This is a genomic window from Mucilaginibacter sp. MD40 (genome assembly GCF_002288635.1).
Classification (GTDB): Bacteria; Bacteroidota; Bacteroidia; order Sphingobacteriales; family Sphingobacteriaceae; genus Mucilaginibacter.
Genome location: NZ_NRSW01000001.1, coordinates 3003492 through 3027987, shown reverse-complemented (window position 1 = coordinate 3027987; position 24496 = coordinate 3003492). Strand labels below are relative to the sequence as shown.

At 44.9% G+C, this 24496-nt stretch carries 19 protein-coding genes and 1 tRNA gene; 6 read left to right on the top strand and 14 right to left on the bottom strand.

The genetic code is table 11. The features are described 5' to 3' along the window. Nucleotides 1-14: 14 nt before the first annotated feature. The 11 genes from CKK33_RS13680 to CKK33_RS13630 form a co-directional block, all read right to left on the bottom strand. Nucleotides 15-596, bottom strand: coding sequence for an RNA polymerase sigma factor (locus CKK33_RS13680; protein ID WP_095704640.1), 582 nt, complete (start codon nucleotides 594-596; stop codon nucleotides 15-17). A 152-nt stretch (nucleotides 597-748) separates the two neighbouring features. After that, nucleotides 749-1771, bottom strand: a complete 1023-nt coding sequence (ruvB, locus tag CKK33_RS13675; RefSeq protein ID WP_095704639.1) for a Holliday junction branch migration DNA helicase RuvB — start codon at nucleotides 1769-1771, stop codon at nucleotides 749-751. Nucleotides 1772-1953: 182 nt separating this feature from the next. Then, on the bottom strand, nucleotides 1954-2685 hold the full coding sequence (locus CKK33_RS13670; RefSeq protein WP_095704638.1) for a polyprenol monophosphomannose synthase: 732 nt from the start codon (nucleotides 2683-2685) through the stop codon (nucleotides 1954-1956). A 139-nt stretch (nucleotides 2686-2824) separates the two neighbouring features. After that, entirely contained in the window at nucleotides 2825-4294 is a 1470-nt protein-coding gene (locus CKK33_RS13665; RefSeq protein ID WP_095704637.1) for an MFS transporter, read from the bottom strand. A gap of 114 nt (nucleotides 4295-4408) precedes the next feature. Further along, on the bottom strand, nucleotides 4409-5326 hold the full coding sequence (locus CKK33_RS13660) for a hypothetical protein (protein WP_095704636.1): 918 nt from the start codon (nucleotides 5324-5326) through the stop codon (nucleotides 4409-4411). A gap of 62 nt (nucleotides 5327-5388) precedes the next feature. Next, a complete protein-coding gene (locus tag CKK33_RS13655) occupies nucleotides 5389-6567 on the bottom strand; it encodes an acetyl-CoA C-acyltransferase (RefSeq protein ID WP_095704635.1) in 1179 nt (392 codons plus the stop codon). Nucleotides 6568-6638: 71 nt separating this feature from the next. Further along, nucleotides 6639-6809, bottom strand: coding sequence for an Arc family DNA binding domain-containing protein (locus tag CKK33_RS13650; protein ID WP_095704634.1), 171 nt, complete (start codon nucleotides 6807-6809; stop codon nucleotides 6639-6641). A 33-nt stretch (nucleotides 6810-6842) separates the two neighbouring features. Next, complete coding sequence (locus CKK33_RS13645; protein WP_095704633.1) at nucleotides 6843-7355, bottom strand: hypothetical protein; 513 nt, start codon at nucleotides 7353-7355, stop codon at nucleotides 6843-6845. A gap of 4 nt (nucleotides 7356-7359) precedes the next feature. After that, nucleotides 7360-8220: an SPFH domain-containing protein gene (locus CKK33_RS13640; protein ID WP_095704632.1), complete on the bottom strand. Its 861-nt coding sequence runs from the start codon at nucleotides 8218-8220 to the stop codon at nucleotides 7360-7362. Nucleotides 8221-8627: 407 nt separating this feature from the next. Further along, nucleotides 8628-8714: transfer RNA gene (locus tag CKK33_RS13635), tRNA-Ser, on the bottom strand. 83 nt (nucleotides 8715-8797) lie between these two features. Further along, nucleotides 8798-10864, bottom strand: a complete 2067-nt coding sequence (locus CKK33_RS13630) for an HD family phosphohydrolase (protein WP_095705859.1) — start codon at nucleotides 10862-10864, stop codon at nucleotides 8798-8800. Between the two features lie 357 nt (nucleotides 10865-11221). Here CKK33_RS13630 and CKK33_RS13625 point away from each other — a divergent pair, with 357 nt between their 5' ends. The 6 genes from CKK33_RS13625 (at nucleotide 11222) to CKK33_RS13600 (ending at nucleotide 20484) form a co-directional block, all read left to right on the top strand. After that, the gene (locus CKK33_RS13625) at nucleotides 11222-11812 is read left to right on the top strand and encodes an RNA polymerase sigma-70 factor (RefSeq protein WP_095704631.1); all 591 of its coding nucleotides are present in this window, start codon (nucleotides 11222-11224) and stop codon (nucleotides 11810-11812) included. A 72-nt stretch (nucleotides 11813-11884) separates the two neighbouring features. Then, nucleotides 11885-12850, top strand: a complete 966-nt coding sequence (locus CKK33_RS13620; RefSeq protein ID WP_095704630.1) for a FecR family protein — start codon at nucleotides 11885-11887, stop codon at nucleotides 12848-12850. A gap of 201 nt (nucleotides 12851-13051) precedes the next feature. Continuing rightward, nucleotides 13052-16441 carry a TonB-dependent receptor gene (locus CKK33_RS13615; RefSeq protein ID WP_095704629.1) on the top strand — a complete coding sequence of 1130 codons (3390 nt, stop codon included), beginning with the start codon at nucleotides 13052-13054 and terminating at the stop codon, nucleotides 16439-16441. 11 nt (nucleotides 16442-16452) lie between these two features. Continuing rightward, nucleotides 16453-18093, top strand: coding sequence for a RagB/SusD family nutrient uptake outer membrane protein (locus CKK33_RS13610; RefSeq protein WP_095705858.1), 1641 nt, complete (start codon nucleotides 16453-16455; stop codon nucleotides 18091-18093). Nucleotides 18094-18136: 43 nt separating this feature from the next. Next, complete coding sequence (locus tag CKK33_RS13605; protein ID WP_095704628.1) at nucleotides 18137-19276, top strand: SusE domain-containing protein; 1140 nt, start codon at nucleotides 18137-18139, stop codon at nucleotides 19274-19276. A 50-nt stretch (nucleotides 19277-19326) separates the two neighbouring features. Further along, on the top strand, nucleotides 19327-20484 hold the full coding sequence (locus CKK33_RS13600; RefSeq protein WP_095704627.1) for a glycoside hydrolase family 76 protein: 1158 nt from the start codon (nucleotides 19327-19329) through the stop codon (nucleotides 20482-20484). A 49-nt stretch (nucleotides 20485-20533) separates the two neighbouring features. Here CKK33_RS13600 and CKK33_RS13595 read toward each other — a convergent pair whose 3' ends face one another. The 3 genes from CKK33_RS13595 to CKK33_RS13585 form a co-directional block, all read right to left on the bottom strand. Then, nucleotides 20534-22690 carry a GH92 family glycosyl hydrolase gene (locus tag CKK33_RS13595; RefSeq protein ID WP_095704626.1) on the bottom strand — a complete coding sequence of 719 codons (2157 nt, stop codon included), beginning with the start codon at nucleotides 22688-22690 and terminating at the stop codon, nucleotides 20534-20536. Nucleotides 22691-22774: 84 nt separating this feature from the next. Next, a complete protein-coding gene (locus tag CKK33_RS13590; RefSeq protein ID WP_095705857.1) occupies nucleotides 22775-24058 on the bottom strand; it encodes an acetyl-CoA hydrolase/transferase family protein in 1284 nt (427 codons plus the stop codon). A 2-nt stretch (nucleotides 24059-24060) separates the two neighbouring features. Continuing rightward, nucleotides 24061-24369 carry a hypothetical protein gene (locus CKK33_RS13585; protein WP_143822959.1) on the bottom strand — a complete coding sequence of 103 codons (309 nt, stop codon included), beginning with the start codon at nucleotides 24367-24369 and terminating at the stop codon, nucleotides 24061-24063. Nucleotides 24370-24496: the final 127 nt, after the last annotated feature.

Here is a 24496-nt window from a genome sequence, read left to right as displayed (position 1 = left end):
ATTTCCTGAAATTTTTAAAAAATTATCCAGGACAGGATGATAACAATGGAAACATCCATGTTTGACTGTAAAAAGCTGGTGATAGAGTTGGTTGCGCCCTGCAAATATTTTTTTACCGTTTCGCGCGATAACCCCATTTGCGTGGCGATCTCATCATATTTAAGCCGTTTATGGCGGCTAAGTAAATATACTCTTTGCTGTTGCGGCGGGAGATGATCAATGGCCATATCCAACAAGTTGTAATATTCGTTATTTGAATTATCGGTATCAGCTAAAGCATTTTCTACAAGCTCAATACTTACAGGTTTGTGTTGCTGGTGTTCGCGTGCCAGTTTACGCAGGCAATTTAAAGCGTGGTTTTTGGCGATAATTAAAAGATATGCTTTGAAATTGTTAACACCGGCGAGTGCCTCTCTGTGGAGCCATATTTTTAAAAAGCTGTCCTGTACAACTTCTTCCGTTAGTTCAATGCTTTCCGTTATACGATAGATATGAGTACCTAACAACTGGTAGTAGGCGCTAAAAAGCTCTTTAAAAGCATGCTCGTTGCCACGAGATACTTCAAAAAGAAGTTCCTTTTCGTTAGATAGCATCATTTAAAAGAGGTAGACTTAATTATTGGTAAGGCAAATAATTAAATAAAAATCAAAAAAGCAACTTAATTATGCTTAATTGTAAAAAATATATCGCATTGCGTAAATATTACACAATGGCTTTTTACGGTTATTCAAGTGTGTTTTAGGAGAATCTAAAACAGGGATGATGTGCCACCGGGTTTTATTTTACCAAGATGCCTGTAGGCGCTTTCGGTAACCTCGCGGCCACGGGTAGTACGCATTAAAAAGCCTTCCTGGATAAGAAATGGTTCATATACCTCTTCAATAGTGCCTTCGTCTTCGCCAACAGCAGTAGCAATGGTTTTTAAACCTACAGGGCCGCCTTTAAACTTGTTAATAATTGTAGAAAGTATCTTGTTGTCCATTTCATCCAGCCCATGCTCATCTACATTGAGTGCATTGAGTGCATATTTGGCAATCTCCGTATCAATTTTACCATTGCCCTTTATCTGCGCAAAATCGCGAGTACGGCGTAGTAATGCGTTAGCGATACGCGGGGTGCCACGGCTCCGCCGGGCTATTTCATAAGCACCTTCGTCGCTTATGGGCGTACGCAGGATAGATGCCGAACGTAAAACGATGGTAGTTAGTAGTTTGGCATCGTAATATTCCAAGCGGCTGTTAATACCAAACCTTGCACGCAGTGGTGCGGTAAGTAAGCCGGATCGGGTAGTGGCGCCAACCAGCGTAAACGGATTAAGCGATATCTGTACTGAACGGGCATTAGGGCCGCTCTCCAGCATAATGTCTATCTTAAAATCTTCCATGGCCGAATAAAGATATTCTTCAACCAGGGGGCTTAGTCGATGAATTTCATCAATAAATAAAATATCACCCGTTTCCAAATTGGTAAGCAAGCCGGCCAGATCGCCAGGCTTATCCAGCACAGGGCCGGATGTGATCTTAATGCCCACGCCCATTTCATTGGCGATGATATGGGACAGGGTAGTTTTACCCAGACCTGGAGGCCCATGCAGTAAAACATGATCAAGCGATTCGCCGCGTAAACGTGCTGCCTGTACAAATATCCTGAGGTTGGCTAATATATTATGCTGACCGGTAAAATCTTCAAACGCCGCAGGGCGCAATACCTTTTCAATATCACGTTCGGCAGGAGAGAGGCGTTCGCGGTCAGGATCAAGATGCTCGTTCATTTGCTGTCGCAGAGATTGATAATTAGTTAATTAGAAATCGGCTAATCAGAGATCAGTGATTAGCTCCACTCTTCACCAAAGCTATATAAAATACTATAAATTTTAGTATCAATCTCTAATTAACACATAACGTTAATTACCCAATAAAATTTTGACTTTTGACTTTAAACTTTCGACTTAAATCATCCCTCCGGATACTTCCTGAAAATGCTGTTGATCTTCATTTGTATAACGCCGAAGAAAGCCTCTTTAAATATTCCTTTTGACATTTTTGAGGCACCGGCTGTACGATCAGTAAAGATTATTGGAATTTCTACTACTTTAAAATTATGCTTTATGGCCGTGTATTTCATTTCTATCTGGAAAGCATATCCTACAAACTTTATCTTGTCGAGGTTAAGGGTTTCCAGTACGCGGCGTTTATAACACATAAAACCGGCTGTGGCATCTTGTATATCGATGCCGGTAATAAATCTTACATATACTGATGCAAAAAAACTCATCAATACACGGCTCATGGGCCAATTCACTACGTTTACCCCTTTGATATACCTTGAACCGATTGCCGCGTCAGCACCTTCGATACAGGCGTCGCGCAAGCGCAGCAGATCGTCCGGGTTGTGCGAAAAGTCGGCATCCATCTCAAAAATATAATCGTAATGGCGCTTTATAGCCCATTTAAAACCATGAATATAGGCAGTTCCTAAGCCTTGTTTCCCGCTACGTTGCTCCATGTGTAAACGTTCGGAAAATTCAGTTTGTAAGCTTTTTACAATATTCGCTGTACCATCAGGCGATCCATCGTCAATTATAAGCAGGTGAAAATCATGCGGAAGGCTGAATACTTTACGGATCATCCGTTCAATATTTTCCTTCTCGTTATAGGTAGGGATTATAACGATACTATCGGGCACAGCTCAGAGGTTGCTTTATGAATAAATTGTGCGCTAAATTAGTTGATTTTGCGACGGCTTTAAAACATAAAAGCAGGAAATCGACTAATTTCCTGCTTTTAGTTAGTAATATTATGTTTACAAATTATTTACGTAGCTGTTATTTATCGTCAACCACCGGATCTGTAATATAATTACGCTCTCTCATCCGCGGCGATACAATAAGGAAGATAACGAGGAATATAGCGATAAAGCCCACAAAGAACCATTCGTAATTAGCTCCTTTGAGGTTTTTTGCCCACCAGCCTCCGTCTTCGATCAAGCCATTCACTACAGCTGTGATCAGATTACCGAATGATACCACCAGGAACCAGATACCAGTCATGGTGCTTTTCATTGATTTTGGCGAATGGGTGTAAGCATATTCTAAACCTGTGATAGAAACCAAAACCTCAGCCGCGGATAGCAGTAAGAAGGCGAAAACCTGCCACCATATAGATGGTGAACCGCCTTTATCTATGCTGGTATGGATAACACCAATAACCACAAATGATAAAATGGTTATTACCAAACCTGTGCCCAAGCGGCGTAAAGGGGTGGTTTTGATGCCATGCTTATCAAACCATGGATATATCACATAGTTGAACAATGGGATAAACATAAGCAGGAATACGGTGTTAAAGGTTGATAGCTGGCCGGGATATATCGTAAACTTAGTAAAGCCGAGGTTAATAACCCGGTCCATTTTTTCGGCGTAAAGTGTCCATTCTGATAAGCACTGATCCCAAACAGCCCAAAATGCCAGCGCAAAGAAGAATACCATCATTACCCTGTATACAGCTTTGATACCTTCAACACGTTCAGGGTCGAAGTTATTTTTAGCAACATCCAGGAACGATTCGCCATTTTTTCTTTGGCTCTGATGCGTAATTGCGTACCAGGTGATAAAAACAAGATTGTTGCGGTTTACGCCCTGCGGTGGTACTTTAACGTATTTTTTGCGACCCGCAAAGAATATAATAGTTGCCAAAGCCATCAATATACCGGGAATACCGAAAGCCCATTTTGGGCCGAAGTGCTCATATGTCCATGGAATAGCAACGGTTGACAACATGGAACCGGCATTTATGCTGAAATAAAACCATCCGTAAACTTTTGAAAGCAGGTCCTGATTGGTAGCATCAAACTGGTCGCCTACGTTGGCGGATACGCAGGATTTTATACCACCCGCACCTATGGCTACTACCAATAAACCTAATTCAAAACCGGTAAGGCCGCCATCAAATGTTGCCAGCATTAAGTGCCCTATGCAATAAATGATAGATACGTATAAAATAAGCTTATACTTACCGGTAAACCAATCGGCTATCATGCCGCCTACAAAGGGCAGGGCATAGGCCACCATTACAAACAAATGGTGCAGTTTATTGGCATGTGCATTAGCCTGGTCTGTTAAAGCTGGATTATTTGTTGGGTTAAAAAACTGATTTACCAGAAATAAGGTGAGTACCGAGCGCATGCCATAAAAGCTAAAACGTTCTGCAGCTTCGTTACCAATAATATAAGGGACGCTTTTAGGAAATCGGGATTTAGGCTTTTCTGACGTTAGGGAAGGTGAAGTTTCTTGCATTACTTATTAAATGATAGTGGGCTAAAATAGCATAAAATATTTTAACCAAAATTTTATACCGAAATTATTACAGCTGATTACACTATAGTTTGGAAATATTATTGTTTAAAAGGTTTAATTTCTTTTTCGTTGAGGAAGTAATTTTCTGTCGCTGCGCGATTGTATTTTGGGGTCAACAAAGCCATCGTCGGCCTGCTGCGGTATATTGCGCATATCCATATTTTCAACAAAAAACCAACTTCCGTTTTGTAAACGGTAACCGTCGTAAGTAAGATCAGGCCCATAAGTCTCGGGCCTGTCTTTCATTTTATCGTCCGGAGGTGATAAGTGATCAAAAACAATGAGACTTTGCTCAGGCACATACCGTAATAACATAGATGCCTGCCGGGTATATTCAAAAATAACCCTTTTAGCATCTTTCTTATTACTGAATACAGGCATGCCGAGTACAGGATGGTCATCTCTATCAAAAGAAAGCACCTCGATCACTTTTTTTGTTGAACGGATATTGTTGCCTTTCCAGCCCAGTAGGGTGTAATAGGGCCTGGATGCCGCAACCCGTATGATCTTGTAATACTGCGCACCATACCAATGGCGATTATCGGTAACTGTATCACGCGGGTTTTTAAAGAATGGTGTATAATCCTCCAGCGGATACATCAATAATTTATCGCCGGTATTCATTTGTATGGTGCCAAAATACCGGTAACTGCCATCCTGGTTCGTCACATGCCAGGTAAATATCCTGAACCGACTATCGGGCGAGTTGAGAATGCTTACTGTTTTAAGCGAATCGAATGGGTAATTATAAGAATGTGGAACTTTTAATGCTGATACTAAAGTGCGTATAAAGCGGTAGTTGGCCGTTTTACGCTCCAAATCATTGGTGTCGTTAACAAACTTTTTGCCCAGTATAATAAGGCTATCCTGGTATATGCGCAGCTTTTTGAGATTGGCTAATTCGTCCGAATGTTGCGCAAACGCGCGGCTACCAACACAAACCAACAGGATGAATACACAAAAATATCTCATCAATTTTTACCGGGTAGTTAAATTAAATACGTGTGGCAAAATAGTAAAAAATCAAAAATGTATTATGCCAGGTTTTCAACCACTATTGCACTGGCGCCACCGCCACCGTTACAAATACCCGCCGCACCATACTTGCCTTTATTTTGTTGCAGAACATTTAGCAAGGTTACCACTATACGTGCACCCGATGCGCCCAGCGGGTGGCCAATAGCTACCGCGCCGCCATTTACGTTCACATTTGCAGCATCAAGCCCTAATATTTTATTATTGGCTACTGACACTACCGAAAAAGCCTCGTTAATTTCGTAAAAATCTATCTTTTCGCTTGATAAACCTGCTTTATGCAATGCCAGAGGGATGGCTTTTGAGGGCGCTGTAGTAAACTGTTCTGGTGCTTGTTGTACATCGGCAAAAGAAACTATCCTGGCAATTGGCTTTATGCCCATCGCTTCGGCTTTTTCTTTACTCATTAACACCACAGCCGCTGCACCATCATTCAAAGTAGAGGCATTAGCTGCCGTAACGGTACCATCTTTTTTAAATACCGGTTTAAGCGATGGTATCTTGTCGAACTTTACAGTATTTGGTTCTTCGTCTTCGCTAAATAAGGTTACCTCGCCTTTTTTATCTTTCAGCTCAACCGGAGTGATCTCATTTTTAAATTTTCCATCAGCCTGTGCCTGTTGTGCACGTTTATATGATTCTATGGCAAAAGCATCCTGATCTTCGCGTGTTACATTGCAATCAACGGCGCACAATTCGGCGGCAGAGCCCATGTGGAAATCGTTATACACATCCCATAGGCCGTCCTTTACCAAACCGTCAATTATTTGCCCATTGCCTAAGCGATACCCATTGCGCGCCTTATCCAGGTAGTAAGGCACATTGCTCATACTCTCGAAACCTCCGGCAACAATAATGTCATTATCGCCATTGGCAATACTTTGAGCACCCAGCATTATCGCTTTCATGCCAGAAGCACATACTTTATTAATTGTTGTAGCAGGCATATAGGGTAAGCCTGCAAAAATAGCTGCCTGTGTAGCCGGGGCCTGGCCCAAATTAGCCGACAACACATTCCCCATAAACACCTCTTGCACATCAGCTGGCTGTAAGCCGGCTTTTTCAATAGCCGATTTAATCACAACGGCGCCCAGTTGTGTTGCCGATAAAGATGCAAGTGAGCCACCGAAACTGCCAATAGGGGTGCGTGTAGCCGAAACAATATATACTTCTTTCATAATAGAATTTGCGTTTTATAATTGATGAAAAGCAAATTTAGGATTTTAAAATTACTATGCATGCATAATAATTATTCTTTATTCCCTTTTCTCTTTCCCGATCTTTTGCGGGCTTTTAAAGCTTCCTGTAGCAGAAACTCTATTTGTCCGTTAGTACTCCTGAATTCATCAGCGGCCCATAGCTCAACTTCCTTAAGCATATCCGGATTAATGCGCAAAACAAATGCTTTTTTCTCTGCCATAATAATTAACCTGCCGCCGCTGCCTGTGCTTCTCTAACTAAAATAAAATGTACACCTATCATGGCCAAAAAGCACTACATCGGGTTTGCTCTGTTGCTGATGGTTGGGAGCGAGGGTAACCGAAAACGGTTGTTTGAAACTCCATATGAGCTGTTTTATCTCCAATATATCGCCTTGGCTTTCGTTGAGCAGCGTGAAAGATCTGCCAAACAGCTTTTTAAATTTGTAAATAGCCTCAAAGCCATTATTCATATTCAATTTCACATCCCGTTTCCATATTGCAGGTTCTATTTCGCCAATCACTTCATCCTCGCCATGGTTGAGTAGCATGGTTCGTCCTATCAGTGATTTGCGTTTGATGGTAAACAAGCCCGCGGCAAATTCAAGAATGGCATACCGGTTAAAGATGCTTTTGTAGCTTAAGCGGGCATAGGTAAATTGTCCGTCGCTTAACTCATAATAAGGCCGCCACCAACCAACGCGATTAATGAAAAGCTCATTAGTACGCAATTGATCTATGCTCCTAAAGTTGGGTATTTGCTCCATTATCTTAATGATACAAGGTGCCTGTGTTTACAATAGGATTAACGCTTTTATCGCCACAAAGCACTACTAACAGGTTACTTACCATGGCTGCTTTACGTTCTTCATCCAGCTCTACCAGGTTCTTTTCTTCCATTTTGTTCAGGGCCATCTCAACCATACCCACGGCACCCTCAACAATTAACTTACGCGCTGATATAATGGCCGCTGCTTGCTGGCGCTGCAACATGGCATGTGCAATTTCAGGCGCGTAGGCTAAGTGAGATATTCGCGCTTCTAAAACCTCAATACCGGCACGTTCCAGCCGCTCGTTCAGTTCAGTTTCCAACATTACGCTAACCTGTTCAGCGCCGCCACGCAGGGTGATGCTGGTAGTATCATCTTCATTAAGATGGTCATAAGGGAAGGTGTTGGCCAAATGGCGTACAGCAGCCTCGCTTTGTATATTTACGTATTGAATATAATTCTCAACAGAGAAAACCGCTTTGGCCGTATCTCTTATCTGCCATACAATTACAGCCGCTATCTCTATAGGGTTACCTGCGCTATCATTTACTTTTAACTGCTGTCCGTTTAGGTTGAATGCTTTTAAAGAGACCTTCTTTTTAACCGTAAAAGGGTTTACCCAAAAAAAGCCATCCTGCTTTACGGTGCCGGTATATTTACCAAACAGGGTAAGCACTTTAGATTCGTTGGGGTTTACAATGGTTAGGCCGGGCAGTATCAAAAAGTAGTTAACAACACAAATAATTGTGCCAATAACATGCTGCTCCGCCCAGAAGCAAAATGCCGCGACGCCGGTTAAAACTAATACTAAAACAAAGGCCAGATAACCTGATGGGGCTGTGATAACTCGTTCGGTATTCATGATTTTTATATTTAAATTGATATCATAAAGATATCAATATTGATTTGATAAAAACAAGAATAATTACATAGTTTTCTCTTGTGGTATCAGTTGTTATCTGTTGTCAATCATTTGATTTGATAATGTTCCGAGGTACATATATGCATCGGTAGGGGGCCGGCTATTCCATAAATTCTAACCTTATGCATTTATATTTACTGCCATTAAAGATAGAGGGATTTACAGAATACTATTAGCACCAGTTAACCGTCGGCTTCCTCATGGATCAGGCATAGCAAGCAGCAGGGTAGATTGATTGGTACCGTTTTGCGATTGGCACATACGATAACAGGCCAATACTCCTGTCAGAAAAAAAGCCGCTAATTCGTAAGATTTAGCGGCTTTTTGTGCGTTAGCATGTTTCTCAGCGGTGAGGGAGGGATTCGAACCCTCGGTACAGTTTCCCGTACGTCAGTTTAGCAAACTGATCCTTTCGGCCTCTCAGGCACCTCACCGTGTTTTTTAAAGAAACATCCCTTTTTTCAGGGACTGCAAATATAGTAATTCAGTAATGCTGTCAAAAAAATAAATAAGATTTTTAATAATCAATTCGTACGTGATAAATGCTCATCAGCATTCGCTTAAATATCTGTTTAATGGTTTCCAGATCTTTTAAAGTTATGTTACTGTCGTTCAATTGATTCTGATCCAACTTGTACTTTACAATACGATCAACCAGTATACTGATGGATTCTTCATCAGGCTCTTTTAATGACCGCGAAGCAGCCTCAATAGAGTCGGCAAGCATTAAAACACCGGTTTCTTTGGTGAAGGGAATAGGCCCCGGATAGCGAAAAATGTTCTCGTTAATGAATTTTTCAGGAAAGTTTTTCAGGAACGACTGGTAAAAATAGTCGACACGTGTATTACCATGATGGGTGCGTATAAAGTCGATCACTATCTCAGGCAGGTTGGCCTTCCTTGCCATTTCAATTCCTTTACTCACATGGCGAATAATTATTTGCGCACTCTCTTCATACGGCAACTTATCATGAGGGTTAAAAGCTGAGATCTGGTTCTCTATAAAAAAAAGAGGGTTTTCCATTTTGCCTATGTCATGATATAAAGCCCCCGCTCTAACCAACAGCGCATTACCTCCAATGGCGTATATAGCGTTCTCTGCAAGGTTGGCAACCTGTAGGGAGTGTTGGAACGTTCCAGGCGCACTGAAGGCCATTTCGCGCAGAAGCGGCGCATTGGTATTGGTCAATTCTATCAGTGTAAGTTCTGATGTGATGGCAAATACCCGCTCAAACAAGTAAATTAGCGGATATGCAAGCAGCGTTAGTAACACGCTCACAGCAAAAGGTATAAACTCTGTCCAATCTATGGTAGTAAACGAACCTTCTCTTATTAACGATATACCTATGAACGAAACAAAATAGGTGAACGTAATAAGCAAAGCGGAGATCAGGAATTGTTCGCGGCGAATAAGGTTTTTAATACTATAAATAGAAACCATACCTGCTGTGATCTCATAAAACGCAAATTCAAAACTATTAGGGACAAAAAAGCCTGCTATAAGCACTACCAGCAAGTGAATGTTAAGCGCTAAGCGGGTATCAAACAGTATGCGGATAATAATAGGTACGATACAGTATGGTATATAGTAAAAGTTGGGAAGCTGCAACTTAATGGCCAGTGATAATGTGGCCAGCATAGCGGTAATTACCAATAATATAAGGCTTACCAGCCTGTTATCGTCATAAATATCTTTACGGAAAAGATAAAGAAATATCATTAGTAACGAGATGGTGATGCCAGCCAGTAAAAACTGACCTAACAATACTAAGCCGCGGTTTCCATTATTCCGGGCATTGTCTTCAAAAGCCTTTTTGTATGAAGAAAGTTTCTGGTATGCTTCATCATTAATTACTGAGCCCTTTGCAATGATGTTTTCGCCTTTTTGCACCATTCCCCTTGTTATGGAAAGGTTATCCGTTACTTCTTTTTCTAAACGGGCAGTAAGCTTGGCATCATAATTCAAATTATTTTGCAGCCGGTCCTGTACCAGATTTAAAATAAATGCCTTATCAAGCGCAGGTATCTTAGTGATTTCTGCATCGGCATAAGTAGTTGCTGTTTCGCGTGTAAACAGGTCTGCCGTATTTTTATCGGTTGCTATGTTATTATTAAGAATAGTAACCGGGTAATTTTTACCTGCCTGCTGATATTTAGCATTTAGCTTGATAATCCCCTTTTCGTAGGCGTTAGTAAGGATATTAATGCCTGTTTGCAGATAGGTGTTTTTGAGCCGCTCGGGTAGGCCCGCATTATGCCATTTTATTTCCAGATCATTACGGAAACCTTCTAATTGGCGCAAGCCCATTTCATTATCTTTTTGATATATGGGTGTTACGGTAGCCAGGGCGGCTTTGGTATCCGCCTCTATCTCTGCAGGTGTTTTTAAAATAGCGAAACTATAGGGCGAAACAAGATCACGCTGGTTCCAGATACGGCCTTTTTCAAACTCATAACCAAATTTTGCCTGTTTAGGTAACGTATATACGATGAGTATGATACTTGCCAGCATCATCAAAAATTTAACATTGAGCGCGTATTTACGCAGCAACGCCTTCTGCCTGGAAGCTGTTAGTTTCGCCATACTGTGATTTAACCAACCAAAATTAGCATAAGTTTCTGTTTTATGTAAAATATTCAATGCTGCAACCTGGGCTAAATTATTATTTACACTGAAAAGCCCGAGTCAGTAGGTCATTACTTTAATGAAGTTCCGTCACTTATCGTAGTTTGTAACTGCGTCCTAAAATAAAGCAAGCTATAACTTGAGGCCGATAGGGTAAAGCTCCCGTCCCAGTAAGCGCTATCAATGACATCCAGTATAACGGCAGCATGATTAACTTTATCTCCCTCTGGTTGCCTTATCTTGAAATTACAATTTTCATTTTTTGTTAAAAAATTGTAACTATGTGCTACCAATTTATTACCTACAATCCGTTTTATGCTCTCAGGACAGGACTATCAAATGTGGCCCGACGCGACGCTGTTGGAAATGCTGCGTGCCGATGACCAGAAGGCATTCAACATACTGTACCATAAATACTCCTCAAAACTTTATTACGCTGCTTACCATCTTTTTAAAGACCAAACGGTTTGTGAAGATTTGGTGCAGGAGCTATTCATAGATCTTTGGGTGAAACGGCATCAGTTAAAGATCAACTCACTGCAATGGTACCTTAAAGTGGCCATCAAGAACAGGGTACTGATGTACCTGCGCACGCAGCGGGCCCAGCTGGACATCTCGGCTATTGAGATGCTGGCAGACAAATACGGCGCCGATAGCCAGTTACTACGCAAGGATATTCATCGTGCGCTCGACGAGAACGTGGCATCCCTGCCAGAAAAATGCCGCCAGATATTCCGTTTGAGCAGGACCGAATATCTGAGTAATAAAGAGATCGCCGCGTTGCTTAAGATCTCCGTTAAAACGGTCGAGAACCAGATCACTATCGCCCTGCGCCACCTGCGTGCCGGCCTGAGCGATCACTTACCCTCCATAGCTGTTGCACTGCTGGTACAGTTGCTGAAATAATCTGCACTTCAAAAAAAATATTATCGCTTTTAGGGGGTACGCTGCTGTGCTGCATCTTACAGCTATAAACCGATGAGCAAATTCAATTTCCTGAAAAAACGTAAAGCTGCTGGCAATAGCCTGCAACAACAAGAATACGCCGCGCGTTATTTTGACGATCTGGAGCTTAATAAGCAGCAGCCCGTTGATGGTGCCCAACCGTTCGACAGTGAAAAGGTGCTGTCACGCATCACCTTAGCTATAGGGGAGATTGAGCAAAAAAAACGGGGCAGCCGAAAAAAATGGGCTATCGCTTCCTCGCTATTTATCTTGGTGGGTTTAGCCGGCCTCACTTATCCATACCGTAACCGGATTTTAGACGTGGTTGACCCTATAGCCACAAAAACGCTCACCGCGCAAAACGGTCAGGTGATCAATTACACCCTTGCCGACGGTACCAGGCTTTGGCTTAACAGCGGCAGTAAGCTTATGTATCCTGAACGTTTCAGAGGTACTACGAGAGAGATAACTTTAATAGGCGAGGCTTTCCTGGATGTTGCGCACCGCACCGGCCAGCCATTTATAGTGCATACCGGCAATGTAAACACGCAGGTATTGGGAACAAGCTTTAACGTGAAGGCCTACCCCGAAGATGCTTTTGTAAAGGTAAGTGTGGTGACGGGTAAAGTAGGGGTGTTAACCACAAGAACAACTGCGCCGACAAACCCTGCCGTTATGTTAACACCGCGCGAGGAATTGAGCGTTAACACACGCACCCTTGCTTCACTAAAAAGTACGAATGTGGACATCAGGGTAGCGGCCGGCTGGAAAGACGGTGAACTGGTGTTTAAGGAAACCGCGTTAAAGGATGTGCTTACATCATTACGCCGCCGGTTCAATATCGAGATCAACGCCGACGCCAACCTCGCCGGCTGCGCTATATCAGCAAACTTTACCAACGTTACCTTCCCGCATATCCTGGATATCATATCCCGGTTAGTTAAGGGAAAAGCTACGCCCGAGGGTAAGGGCTACCGGCTACGGGGAAAAGGCTGCTGATAAAACCGATTGATTCCGACCTAACCAATTTAACAGAACCTAACAACAGAGAAGACATGATCACATAAGAAACAAAAAACCCTGCTCAAACGGGTTTGACCAGGGTAAATTAAAATGCCGGGTTATTAATTAGTGTACCGTTTCAGAGGTCCAATTCAGAGCGGCGCACTTTAATGCAAACACTTTAACTCATTCAAATCTATGAATATATCTCTATTTTCTAATGGAGTAGTTCGTTATGCACTGATATTAATGAAATATACCTCACTTGCCGTATTCCTGGTTTGCCTGATGTGCTTTTCGGCTATCGCGAACAACTCTTACGGACAGAAGTTCCTGGAGCAAACGGTAACGCTTAAGCTTAAGAACAAAAGGCTTACAGACGTTATCGAAAAATTATCTGAAGATAACCAGGTGAAGTTTGCTTATGCCAACAACGTTGTTAAACCGTCGTTCAAGGTGAACATTGACGTTAAGCAACGCCCTATCAGGTTAGTACTGGACGATCTGCTCGGACAGTTCCACCTTTCGTACAAGATCATTGATGATGTGATCGTTATCAGTGAGCAACCCGCTGCAATCACCACAGCCGGCCTAAGCGACGATAGTAAACAGGCCATCCGGATACAGGGTAAGGTGACTGACGATACCAACCAGCCCCTGCCCGGCGTAAGCGTAAGGCTTAAGGATAGTAATGTGGCTACGGTTACAGATGTAGGAGGTAATTATACCCTCACCGTGCCCGATAGTAGAGGCACACTTGTTTTCAGCTTTGTAGGTTTCACCTCAAAGGAGGTTGCTATTGGTAGCCAAACGGTGATCAACCTGCAGCTTTTACCCGCCGCAACCTCGCTCAACGAGGTGGTGGTGGTAGGCTACGGCACACAGCGCAGGGGAAACGTTATAGGTGCTGTTGATCAGGTAACATCAAAGGCCATTGAAGGCAAGCCCGCTGTGAACCTTACACAGGCATTGCAGGGTACGCTTCCTAACCTCATCATTCAACAAACCAATAATGAACCGGGCGCATATCAAACCGTAAATATTCGCGGAGTGAGCACATTCGGCAATAATAGCCCACTGGTTGTTATAGACGGTATAACAGGCGGAGATCTTAACCTGCTCAACCCAAATGATATCGAAACTATATCGGTCTTAAAAGATGCAGGCAGCGCAGCTATCTACGGTTCGCGTTCGGCAAACGGTGTAATATTGGTGACCACCAAAAAGGGAAGTAAAAATTCCGGTGCAGCGCTTTCATACAGCGGGCAGTATGGTATACAGGAGCCGCGTGTAGGTTATAAACCGGTACCTGCTTATCAAAATGCCATTCTGCGTAACGAAGCGGTAGTGAACGCCGGTTTGACCCCCATCTACTCGCCTGCACAGATTCGCCAGATACAGGAGCACGGCGATGAACAATGGTTCCTGGATGCTATCCTCAAAAATGCTCCTCAGCAAAGCCACAACCTTAGCCTTACGGGCGGTAACGCTACGTCGTCATACCTGGTATCGGCCGGCGTGCTGGATCAGCGCAGCAACCTGGTAGGCCCCGATTATGGCCTTAGGCGCTACAATTACCGCATGAATTTGAGCACTGAATTTGGTAAACTAAAAGTTACCAGCATACTTGCTTACACCCGTACCGAGATCAAGGAGCACTCCTTTAACACAGGTACGCTTATTGTCGACGCGGGTCGTACACCTACTTACTATCCTATTCAGGACGCCCAGGGTAACTATCTTACCAATGATGTACTGGCCGAGTTTAACCCGCTTGGTATCCTCGAAAAAGGTGGCTACCGCAAGCGCGATAATGATAACATATTCGGTAACCTTACAGCGGAATTATCTGTTACCAAAGATCTGAAACTGAAGGGTGTTATCGGCGGAACCTTGCTGTCAAACCACATGTTTGGCCGTGTGATGCAGGTGAACTTTTTGCCAAAAGGCAGTTATGGGTCTGACAGGAACACCACCGATGATAACAACAAGAACCTGTTTATCAACTCACAATTCCTGGCGCAATACACTAAAACCATCAATAAAGACCACAACATCGATGTCCTGATCGGTGTGGCCAACGAGTCGACCAATAACGAGTCCAACTATCTGAGGCTTAAATATACCGACCCTGAGTTGGGTACGCCTGTTACCGGTACCGTTATCGAAACTTCATCTACCGCTACCAATAACAACAAGGTAGAGACCAGCCTCAACTCGCTCTTTGGCCGTGCATCTTACAACTTCAAGAATAAGTACTATGGTGAGTTTGATTTCAGGATCGACGCTTCTTCAAAATTTGCTAAACAAAACCGGAACGCGTTCTTCCCGTCAGGTACACTTGGCTATCGCCTTAGCTCAGAAGATTTCATGGAGAGCTATCGCGACAAGTTCGGTGATCTGAAGATCCGTGGTTCATATGGTATTCTGGGTAACCAAAATGTGGGAGATTACCAGTATCTGAACACCTTTAGCGTATCGCCTGGTACCTTTTATTCATTCAACAACCAGCCGGTAAGTACATCTATTATCAACTTCGCCAACCCGGATATCCGTTGGGAACGCGCAGCTACCTTCAACATTGGCTTTGATGCAACGTTCTTCAGGAACTCGCTTACCTTAACGGCAGACTACTTTAACAAGATCACCCGTGACATTCTTTTGCCGCCTGTAGTACCCGGCACCTTCGGTGCAGGCTTACCTGATTATAATGCAGGCGAGGTACAAAACCGCGGCTGGGAAGTTACCGTAAACTATCGCTTAAAGACAGGAGCTTTTAACCACACCTTTGCATTTAACGTGGCAGATACCAAAAACAAGGTGTTAAAACTGGAAGGCGGCGACCAGATCCGCACTTATGACGAGATGCAGATCATCAATAAGGTTGGCTTGCCCATTGGTTCATACGTTGGCCTTAAACGCGACGGCTATTTCCAAAATCTTGACGATATACAGAAAGGCGCAAAACCGGCAGGCATCACCGTACTCCCGGGCGATAACCGCTATGTGGATGTGAACGGCGATGGCATTATTGATGATAACGACCGCTTTGTTCTGGGTAACGGTTTCCCGCGCTTAACCTTCGGGTTCAACTATAGCCTGTCAGTAAGACAGTTTGATCTGAACCTGTTTTTACAAGGCGTAGGCAAACGCAGCATGTTTGTCCGCGGTGAGCAGGTTGAGCCTTTCCACGTCAACTACTCGCAGGTGATGTATGAGCATCAGCTGGATTATTGGACACCTGATAACCCAAATGCCCGATTCCCGCGCCTTGCCGCGAGCGGCAGCCAGTCTAACACCAATAACTTTCGTCGTGGATCGGATATGTACCTCTTCGATGGTAAGTACCTGCGGGTAAAGAACGTCCAGATCGGTTACACGCTACCGGCAAGCATGGCAAAAAAAGTGGGTATGCGTAAAGTAAGGGCTTACCTTACCGGTCAAAACATCCTGACATTTTCGCCAATGAAGTTCATCGATCCGGAATCGACCGAATTAGGGGGCAATGTGACCGCCGGAGGAGCTAACAGCGCCAGGTCATATCCATTGCCGGTTTACTATGGTTTCGGTCTTGATATCACCCTTTGATCTACATCAACATGAAAAAAAATATCATTTACAAAATCAGTTTTTTGGTGCTGCTTACAGCGGCAACAACGGGGTGCAAGAAGCTTGATCTCGCACCGGAAAATAAATTTACCGACGCCAACTATTGGACAACAACCGATAAGGCAAGTGTTGTGCTGAACACGGCATACGAGCAGATATCAAACAGCGGTTACTTTTTCACTAACGAAGCCATGTCTGACAACGCGTACAATGGGCGTGGCGATAACAACGGCGTTGCATCGCTTGCAGCGGGTACATATGATGCCTCGTTAGGCCGCTTGAAGGGCGAGTGGGGCGATCATTACCGCGGCATTAAAACCTGCAACATTTTTTTAGAGAATGTGGACAAGGTAACCGCTATGGATGCTACACTAAAAGCACGCATGAAGGCCGAGGCCAGATTTATACGTGCCTGGCATTATTATATGCTTGAAACCTGGTGGGGCGATGTTCCGCTAATAGATAAAGACCTCACCATTGAGGAGTCAAAGACTATAGCCCGCACGCCTAAAGCGCAGGTGGTAGACTTTATTTTGAAAGAGCTTGACCTTGCTGCTGCCGACTTGCCGGTGAACACCGCTTTGGCTGCTGCCGACCGTGGCCGTGTGACCAAAGGCGCGGCTATAGGCCTTAAGGCAAGAGTTTTACTTTATGAGAACCGCTGGGCAGAGGTAGTTACCGAATGTGAGAAACTAATGAACAGCAACGCCAATGGTACCTACGCGTTATTCAACTCTTATGAGGGCTTGTTCCTTCCGCAAAACGAGTATAACTCAGAGGTGATGTTTGACCTGGAGTATCTGCCGCCATCCGTGGGCACCAGGTACTATACCGACTTTAGGGACATGGCCCCGCTATCTGTGAACGGCAGGCTAAACGCCATTGCGCCTACCCAGGAACTTGTGGATAGCTACCTGATGCTGAACGGCAAAAGGATCAGCGATGCAGGCTCAGGTTACAACGAGAACAACCCGTACGTTGGCCGTGACCCGCGCCTTACCTACACTGTTGTTTACAATGGCTACCAGTGGAAAAAAGCCGACAATACCGTTAAGACCATTTATACCAAGCCGGGGTCTGATCCTGATCCGAGCCATCCGGATGAGTATTCACCAGGCTCTATAGCTTCACCTACTGGCTATTATACCCGCAAGTATTACGACCCTACATCTACACCCGCCGATTTTGGATCGGGCCTTAACCTGATTTTGATACGTTACGCTGATGTGCTTTTAATGTACGCGGAAGCTAAAACAGAGCTTGGCCAAATGAACTCTACTGTTTGGGACCAAACCGTACGCGCCATACGGGCTCGTGCCGGCTTCACCGATGCGGCCGCGCTTACTTTCCCCGCTGTTAGCCAGGATGAGATGCGCCAGATCGTACGTGACGAACGCCGTGTTGAATTTGCCATGGAAGGCCTGCGCATATTTGACATCCGCCGTTGGAAGATAGCCGAGGTTGTGCTGAACGGCTGGGCACATGGCGCAAAATTTGGGCCTGCCGGTGTAGATAATGGCTACATCCGGGCTAATCAGCGCACGTTTGATGCTAATAAGGCCTATTTGTGGCCTATACCGAGAGATGAAAGAGCGGTTGATCCAAACCTTACTCAAAACCCGGGATGGTAATTAACAACATTGTTCAACAGGAATTTTAAAATCACTCAAGATCATGAAAAAGACACTATATAGCCTGGTTGCAGGTTTAGCAGCACTACTTTTTATCACAAGCTGCAAAAAGGACAAAACACTAAGCAATGCAGATGTGACCCCGGTCACCAACTTATACGCGCCGGAAGATGCAAAAGCGGTAAAGATACCTTCAGGCGCATCTGGCTCGGTATCCTTTGAATGGGAACAGGCACACGCCTCAGATAATGGGCTGGTGCTATACGAAGTAGCGTTTGATAAAGAAGGCGGCGACTTCTCTAAGCCGTTATACTCCGTTCCATCAGATGGTAATGGTTTGTACAATAAACTAACCTTATCATACAGCGATCTTAACAAGGTAGCCACCATTGCAGGTGCAAAGCCCGAAGAGATCGCCAAGCTGATATGGACCGTGCGCTCATCAAGAGGTGTGAAACTTTCAGCGTCGGCAGCTAAACGCGTCATCTCTGTTCAACGCCCTGTGGGTTTTGAAAGCCCTGACGCGGTATTTGTTACCGGATCGGCTACAGAGGGCGGTGCCGACATCTCAAAAGCTGTAAAAATGAAAAAAGTAGGTGATGGCAAGTTTGAAGTATACACTTCGTTAAAAGCCGGTACCTACCAGTTTGTAGATGCCAAGACAGGTATCATCAAAAAGTACTCATTCAATGGCACAAGGCTGGTGGAAGACGGTGAAACGAACGTGACCGGCGATACCAAAGTAGTTAAATTGGAGGTAAGTTTCAACGATGCGCTCTTCAAGTCTACTGAAGTAGTTAAGCTTGGCCTGTGGTTCTCTGCCGACAGCAAGATATGGTTCGACCTTAACTACGCAGGCAACGGCACCTGGACAGCCGACAACAAACCAATTGTTTTCCACCAGGAGTCATGGGGGCGCGACGAACGTTACAAGTTCCGCTTCACGTTCAAGAACGCTGATGGCAGCACTACCGAGCAATATTTTGGCAGCACCAATCGCGACAACAGCGCCGCCACCGCTGCTACTGCTCCAAGCTATTACTACATGGTACCGGTAGATAACTCGGTTTATGATTATACCTTCAAGTTCAATCACGACCTGGATAACAAATCGGCAGACATTAAAGTGATGATGAACGCGGATGTAGCTGCCTACACTCATACAGTTACGCTAAAACAATAAGTTGATCACTTTAAGGCAGGTACTGCCTGCCTTACTTTATAAACCAGTTTATGACTATACAGATCCATCATATAAAAAGGTTCGCGCTGGCGTGTGCAACAGCTGTAGCGCTTACATCCTGCTTAAAGGATAAACCCTTCCCGCTGTTTCCTAACCAGGCGAGCGCCAAGGTAAACTACACCTTCGCCGCTACTGCAGATACCTTGCAGGAAAAAACATATACCACTTTTTTATCTGCCAACGGCAATTACTTTGTGCAGAACAATAGCGGTAACACCAATTACAACTATTGGCCGCAGGCGCATACGCTTGACGTATTCACTGACGGATACCTGCGTACTAAGAACGAGATATATAAACAGCGCATGAAATCGTTGCTTAATGGTACTTACAAGACCAACGGCAACAAGTATGAGAATGAGTATTATGATGACATGGAATGGCTGGCCCTGGCAAGCCTGCGTGCTTATGATGCAACAAAGGATGCAGACTACCTGGCAGCCGCTAAAACTTTGTGGACTGATATTAAAACAGGTAAGAACAATAATCAGGGTGGGGGAATAGCCTGGCGAAAATCGCAACCAACGTATAAAAATACGCCTGCAAATGCACCGGCCATCATTTTCGCGGCAAGGTTGTATCAGTTAGAGAAAAACGCTGCAGACCTTGACCTTGCTAAAGAACTTTATACCTGGTTAAAGGGGACACTGCTGGATGCCAGTGGTATTATTTGGGACGGCATCAACTCTAAAGGCGACGGCCAGTTGGATAAGAATAAGTTTACCTATAACCAGGGCGTGTTTATAGGGGCAGGCCTGGAATTGTATAACGCTACAGGAGACGCAAACTATCTGAATGATGCCATCAAAACGGCTGATGCCACTATAAAAGACCTTGACCTTGCACCGGGCGGTTTGCTCAGGAACGAAGGCCAGGGCGATGGTGGTTTGTTCAAAGGCATCCTGGTGAGATACCTTACACTGCTTACCCTTAAGAATGATGTACCACAGGCCAAACGTGATGCTTACGTTAATTTTCTGAAATTTAATGCTGAGACATTATTCGCTAAAGGTATCAGCAGACCTGACTTTATGGTTAGCCCGGATTGGAAGAGCGCTCCATCCGGAAGTACAGATCTTACCACGCAAATAAGCGGGGTTACTACAGTGGAGGCCGCAGCCACGTTAAAAGCAGCCGGCAAGTTTTAACATGAGATAGCCTTCCGGATCAATTTTCCGGAAGGCTTTTTTGTGCTATTTATCTGGTCAACATCTCTACAGTTCCGCCGTTTGTAAACACATCATGCGGAACGAAATATCCACGGATCTTTTTTCCATTCACCTTTATGGCGGTCAGATTCCTGCCCTTACCGGGTTTCAGGATGGTAAGCGTTTTACCAGTACTGGTTTTCCAGGTAACTTTATCAAACAACGGTACGGTAACAATATATTTTGGATCGGTTGCCGAGAAGGGATAAAGCCCCAAAGAGCTGAATACGTACCATGACGACATTTCGCCAGCGTCGTCCATACCGCTCAATTCAAGCCCTTCGTCACCAATACCGTAAAGGGTGTTCAGGATACGGTCGATGATCTTTTGTGACTTCTCTGGTTTGTTGATAAAGATGTAAGCGAAAGGAGCCTCGTGGTCGGGTTGATTACCCTGGCAATACTGGCCTATCATGGTCTCCACGTTGCGCGCGATGTGATTAGGGTTCCACGGTAAGGTGAAAAGCGAATCAAGTTTGGCCTCAAAATTTTTCGGCCCTCCATACAGGCTGATCAGGCCGGGCATGTTATGCGGAGCATAAAAAGATACCTGCCAGGCATTGGCCTCGCGGTACATATATTCGTAATAGGGCTGCTGCGGATCAAAAGGGCTTATCCAGTCACCATTCTCCAGGCGGCCGCGCATGAACCGGGTAGAGGGATCAAACATATTGCGGTAGTTTTGCGACCGCTTCATCAGGATACGGTAGTTAGCTGTATCGCCTAACTTTTTAGCGATCTGTGCTACCGAGTAATCGTCATACGCATACTCCAGCGTTTTAGAAACGCCTGCTTTAGCCTTGGTTTCTACTTCGGGGTGTTCTATTTTAGGGTCGGAAATAAATCCTTTGCTGATATATTCGTTAAGGTAAGGCCTGGCCCTTCCTTCAACGTTCGCGTTGTGTAGTAATAATTTATAGGTACCCTTTATATCAAAGTCGGTTATTCCCCTGAGATAGGCTCCAGCAATAGACGATGCACCGTGGTCGCCATGGAAAAACGTGGGAATAAAACCGGTCTTGTCGCCAACGTCCTTCAGCGACTTGATCACATTCAAGGTCACTTTCGGCGTAATCAACCCAAGCAGTACATCTTTGTTGCGGTAGGTGTCCCACAAGGATGGCTCAGTATAATAAGTAAGGTCGCCCTTTGCAACTTCCATTTTGGCATCGCGGTACTCACCGTTAACATCGCTGCGCAAAGCAGGCCACAGGAAGGAGCGGTACAGGCAGGAGTAAAACATCTGCCTTTGCTTTGGCGTGCCGCCACTTATGTCAATGGTGGATAAAAGTTTTTCCCAAGTACGGTTAGCTTCCGCGCGGATGGTTTCAAAGTCCTTGTTGCCGATCTCGGTCTCCAGGTTTTGCCGGGCGTTCTCGGTGCTTACAAATGACAGGCCTATCTTTAGCTCTACAGGCCCTGTGCCACCATCAGTAAGGTGCACTATCGCGTTGCCCGTACGCTTGCCTTCATCCTTTTTGTCGATGCTTTTTATCGGGGTGTTCAACACGGCGTAGAAATAGATGTTCTCACCGCCCTGAAAGCCCTTTATCGCATTACCACCCACTTGCTCTAGGTTCCAGGTGGTTACACGGCTATTAGCTTTACCCATGTCAAACAGGATCTGCCTTGCGGTATTATTTTTGAAAGCGTATTGATGATAACCGCACCGTAGGGTAGAGGTAAGGCGTACATCAATGCCATAGTCATCCAGGAAAACATGGTAATAACCGGGAGTCGCGTCCTCTCGTTTATGGCTAAACCTTGACCCCAATTTTGAGCCCGGGTTTGACATAGGCAGGATGGGGACATTACAAAGATTCCAGTGGCCTTTGTTGGTATGCGTAAACCCCAAGATCACCGAATCTTCGTACTGATAGCCTGCACCTGATCCGTACGCGGTCATAGGGCTAAGTTGTACCATGGCATTTGGCAGCGAGCTTCCGGGAAAGGTAAGGCCGGCCCACGAACGCCAGCCATCAGGTAATTGATAACCAAGTATTTTTGGGTCATTAAGAGGTGCAGTGCCGATAAATGTGTTCACGTATTGTGTTTTGCCTTCCTTTTGCTGAGCTATAGCATGGGCAGAACACAACAGGGCAACAAGTGCCGGCAACGCATGGTAGCGTATAAATTTGTTCTTCATATATATTGAAGATGCAAATCGACGCTTAATCCCCTAATGCACGGTTAATTTTCCTTAATTGAGAACCGTTTTTTAAAATAGGGGTCAGGCTTTAGCGAAGCGGTCGAAGTAAGCACGGTCCAAGGCCTCGCGTTGATTAGGGTGCGCCAGTTCTATCAGGGCTTTTGCCCGCTGCTTCAGGCTTTTCCCAAAAAGATCTACCGCGCCGTATTCCGTTACAACCCAATGAATATGCCCCCGCGTAGTTACCACACCCGCGCCCTGCTTTAAATAAGGAACAATGCGACTGATGCCCTTATTGGTTTGCGATGGCAAGGCGATGATCGGCTTACCGCCGTGTGACAAGGCTGCCCCCTGGATAAAATCCATTTGCCCGCCGATACCGGAATATTGAAACGAACCAATGGAATCAGCACAGACCTGACCTGTCAGGTCTATCTCAATGGCACTGTTGATCGCGGTAACTTTGGGGTTTTGCCGGATGATACTGGTATCATTTACGTAGCTGATATCCATTACGCCGATGGAAGGATTGTCGTGAACAAAATCATAAAGCCTGCGCGTACCCACCAGGAAAGCGGTAACTGATAAGCCGGCGTGTATTTTTTTCAATCGGTTGTTGATCACTCCTTTTTCGATCAGTGGAATAACGCCGTCAGAGAACATTTCTGTATGTAATCCAAGGTTCTTGTGCCCGATGAGGTTTTTAAGCACCTGGTCAGGTATACCGCCGATACCGAGTTGCAGGGTAGCGCCATCCTCAATGAGTCCGGCGATATTTTTGCCAATCTTTTCCGTGATGGGGTCAGCACCGCTGGCATAATCCATCTCCGGTAGTTCCGCCTGCTGCCAAACCATGGCGTTGAGCCGGCTGGTATGCACAAATCCTTCACCATGTGTTCTCGGCATCAAAGGATTGACTTGCGCGATCACGTATGTAGCGGTTTCTACCGCCGCCAGTGCTATATCAACCGATGTGCCCAGTGAGCAGTAACCATGACTATCCGGCGGGGAAACCTGGATCAGCGCTATATCGATCGGTAACACTCTTTTACGAAACAGCGCCGGAATCTGACTCAGGAAGATGGGCACATAATCCCCATGTTCGCTGTTGGCAACGTTACGGGTGGTGGCAGATACGAACAACGAATTGAAAAAGAAGCTGCCCCGGTGTTCCGGCCGGTCGAAATTAACTTGCCCCAGTGTAGTGATGCTGACCAGTTCAACGTCTTGTAGATCCTTCCACCGGTCCTGTAAGGCCGACACCAGAAAAATAGGCGTGGCGGCACTACCATGAATGAATACCCGGTTTCCGGATCGTACCAGTTTTACGGCTTCTGCCGCCGATATGTAGGTTGGTTTTTGCATGTTTACATCCATTTTGCGGCAAAGCGGTTAAATTCCTGCCGCAGCGTCTTAAACAATTGTTCCTCCTGTTCGTAGTCGGCACCAATTTGATTAGCCGCGTCTACAGTTGCCTCCTGGATGAAATTACTGGAACGCTTCAATTCTGCCGTAACCTGGTCTAAATTGATATTGATACGGTGTTTAAGCTGATCGATCTGTTCACGATGGATGATCAGTTGATTCTGAAAATGTTCCACCTGCCCGGACACTTCACGTCCTGTATTGTCACCGGCGATCTCCTCGAGCCTTTCCTGGAGGAAACGTATCTCCAATAGATAGAAATCCAGTCCGCGCAGACAGGCCTGGTGTGCGAACGTCAGATGTTTGATGCTTGTCTTTTTCATACCGCAAGTGTAATGGTTTGCCACGCAGTAAAAAGTGACCATCCGCAGCTTCAGT

What these genes read in the sequence shown, in the direction of transcription:
- CKK33_RS13590 (WP_095705857.1), bottom strand. Translation starts at nt 24,058, where the DNA reads ATGCAAAAACCAACCTACATATCGGCGGCAGAAGCCGTAAAACTGGTA.
- CKK33_RS13640 (WP_095704632.1), bottom strand. Translation starts at nt 8,220, where the DNA reads ATGAATACCGAACGAGTTATCACAGCCCCATCAGGTTATCTGGCCTTT.
- ruvB (WP_095704639.1), bottom strand. Translation starts at nt 1,771, where the DNA reads ATGAACGAGCATCTTGATCCTGACCGCGAACGCCTCTCTCCTGCCGAA.
- CKK33_RS13595 (WP_095704626.1), bottom strand. Translation starts at nt 22,690, where the DNA reads ATGAAGAACAAATTTATACGCTACCATGCGTTGCCGGCACTTGTTGCC.
- CKK33_RS13630 (WP_095705859.1), bottom strand. Translation starts at nt 10,864, where the DNA reads ATGGCGAAACTAACAGCTTCCAGGCAGAAGGCGTTGCTGCGTAAATAC.
- CKK33_RS13655 (WP_095704635.1), bottom strand. Translation starts at nt 6,567, where the DNA reads ATGAAAGAAGTATATATTGTTTCGGCTACACGCACCCCTATTGGCAGT.
- CKK33_RS13600 (WP_095704627.1), top strand. Translation starts at nt 19,327, where the DNA reads ATGACTATACAGATCCATCATATAAAAAGGTTCGCGCTGGCGTGTGCA.
- CKK33_RS13645 (WP_095704633.1), bottom strand. Translation starts at nt 7,355, where the DNA reads ATGGAGCAAATACCCAACTTTAGGAGCATAGATCAATTGCGTACTAAT.
- CKK33_RS13605 (WP_095704628.1), top strand. Translation starts at nt 18,137, where the DNA reads ATGAAAAAGACACTATATAGCCTGGTTGCAGGTTTAGCAGCACTACTT.
- CKK33_RS13620 (WP_095704630.1), top strand. Translation starts at nt 11,885, where the DNA reads ATGAGCAAATTCAATTTCCTGAAAAAACGTAAAGCTGCTGGCAATAGC.
- CKK33_RS13650 (WP_095704634.1), bottom strand. Translation starts at nt 6,809, where the DNA reads ATGGCAGAGAAAAAAGCATTTGTTTTGCGCATTAATCCGGATATGCTT.
- CKK33_RS13625 (WP_095704631.1), top strand. Translation starts at nt 11,222, where the DNA reads ATGCTCTCAGGACAGGACTATCAAATGTGGCCCGACGCGACGCTGTTG.
- CKK33_RS13680 (WP_095704640.1), bottom strand. Translation starts at nt 596, where the DNA reads ATGATGCTATCTAACGAAAAGGAACTTCTTTTTGAAGTATCTCGTGGC.
- CKK33_RS13660 (WP_095704636.1), bottom strand. Translation starts at nt 5,326, where the DNA reads ATGAGATATTTTTGTGTATTCATCCTGTTGGTTTGTGTTGGTAGCCGC.
- CKK33_RS13610 (WP_095705858.1), top strand. Translation starts at nt 16,453, where the DNA reads ATGAAAAAAAATATCATTTACAAAATCAGTTTTTTGGTGCTGCTTACA.
- CKK33_RS13615 (WP_095704629.1), top strand. Translation starts at nt 13,052, where the DNA reads ATGAATATATCTCTATTTTCTAATGGAGTAGTTCGTTATGCACTGATA.
- CKK33_RS13665 (WP_095704637.1), bottom strand. Translation starts at nt 4,294, where the DNA reads ATGCAAGAAACTTCACCTTCCCTAACGTCAGAAAAGCCTAAATCCCGA.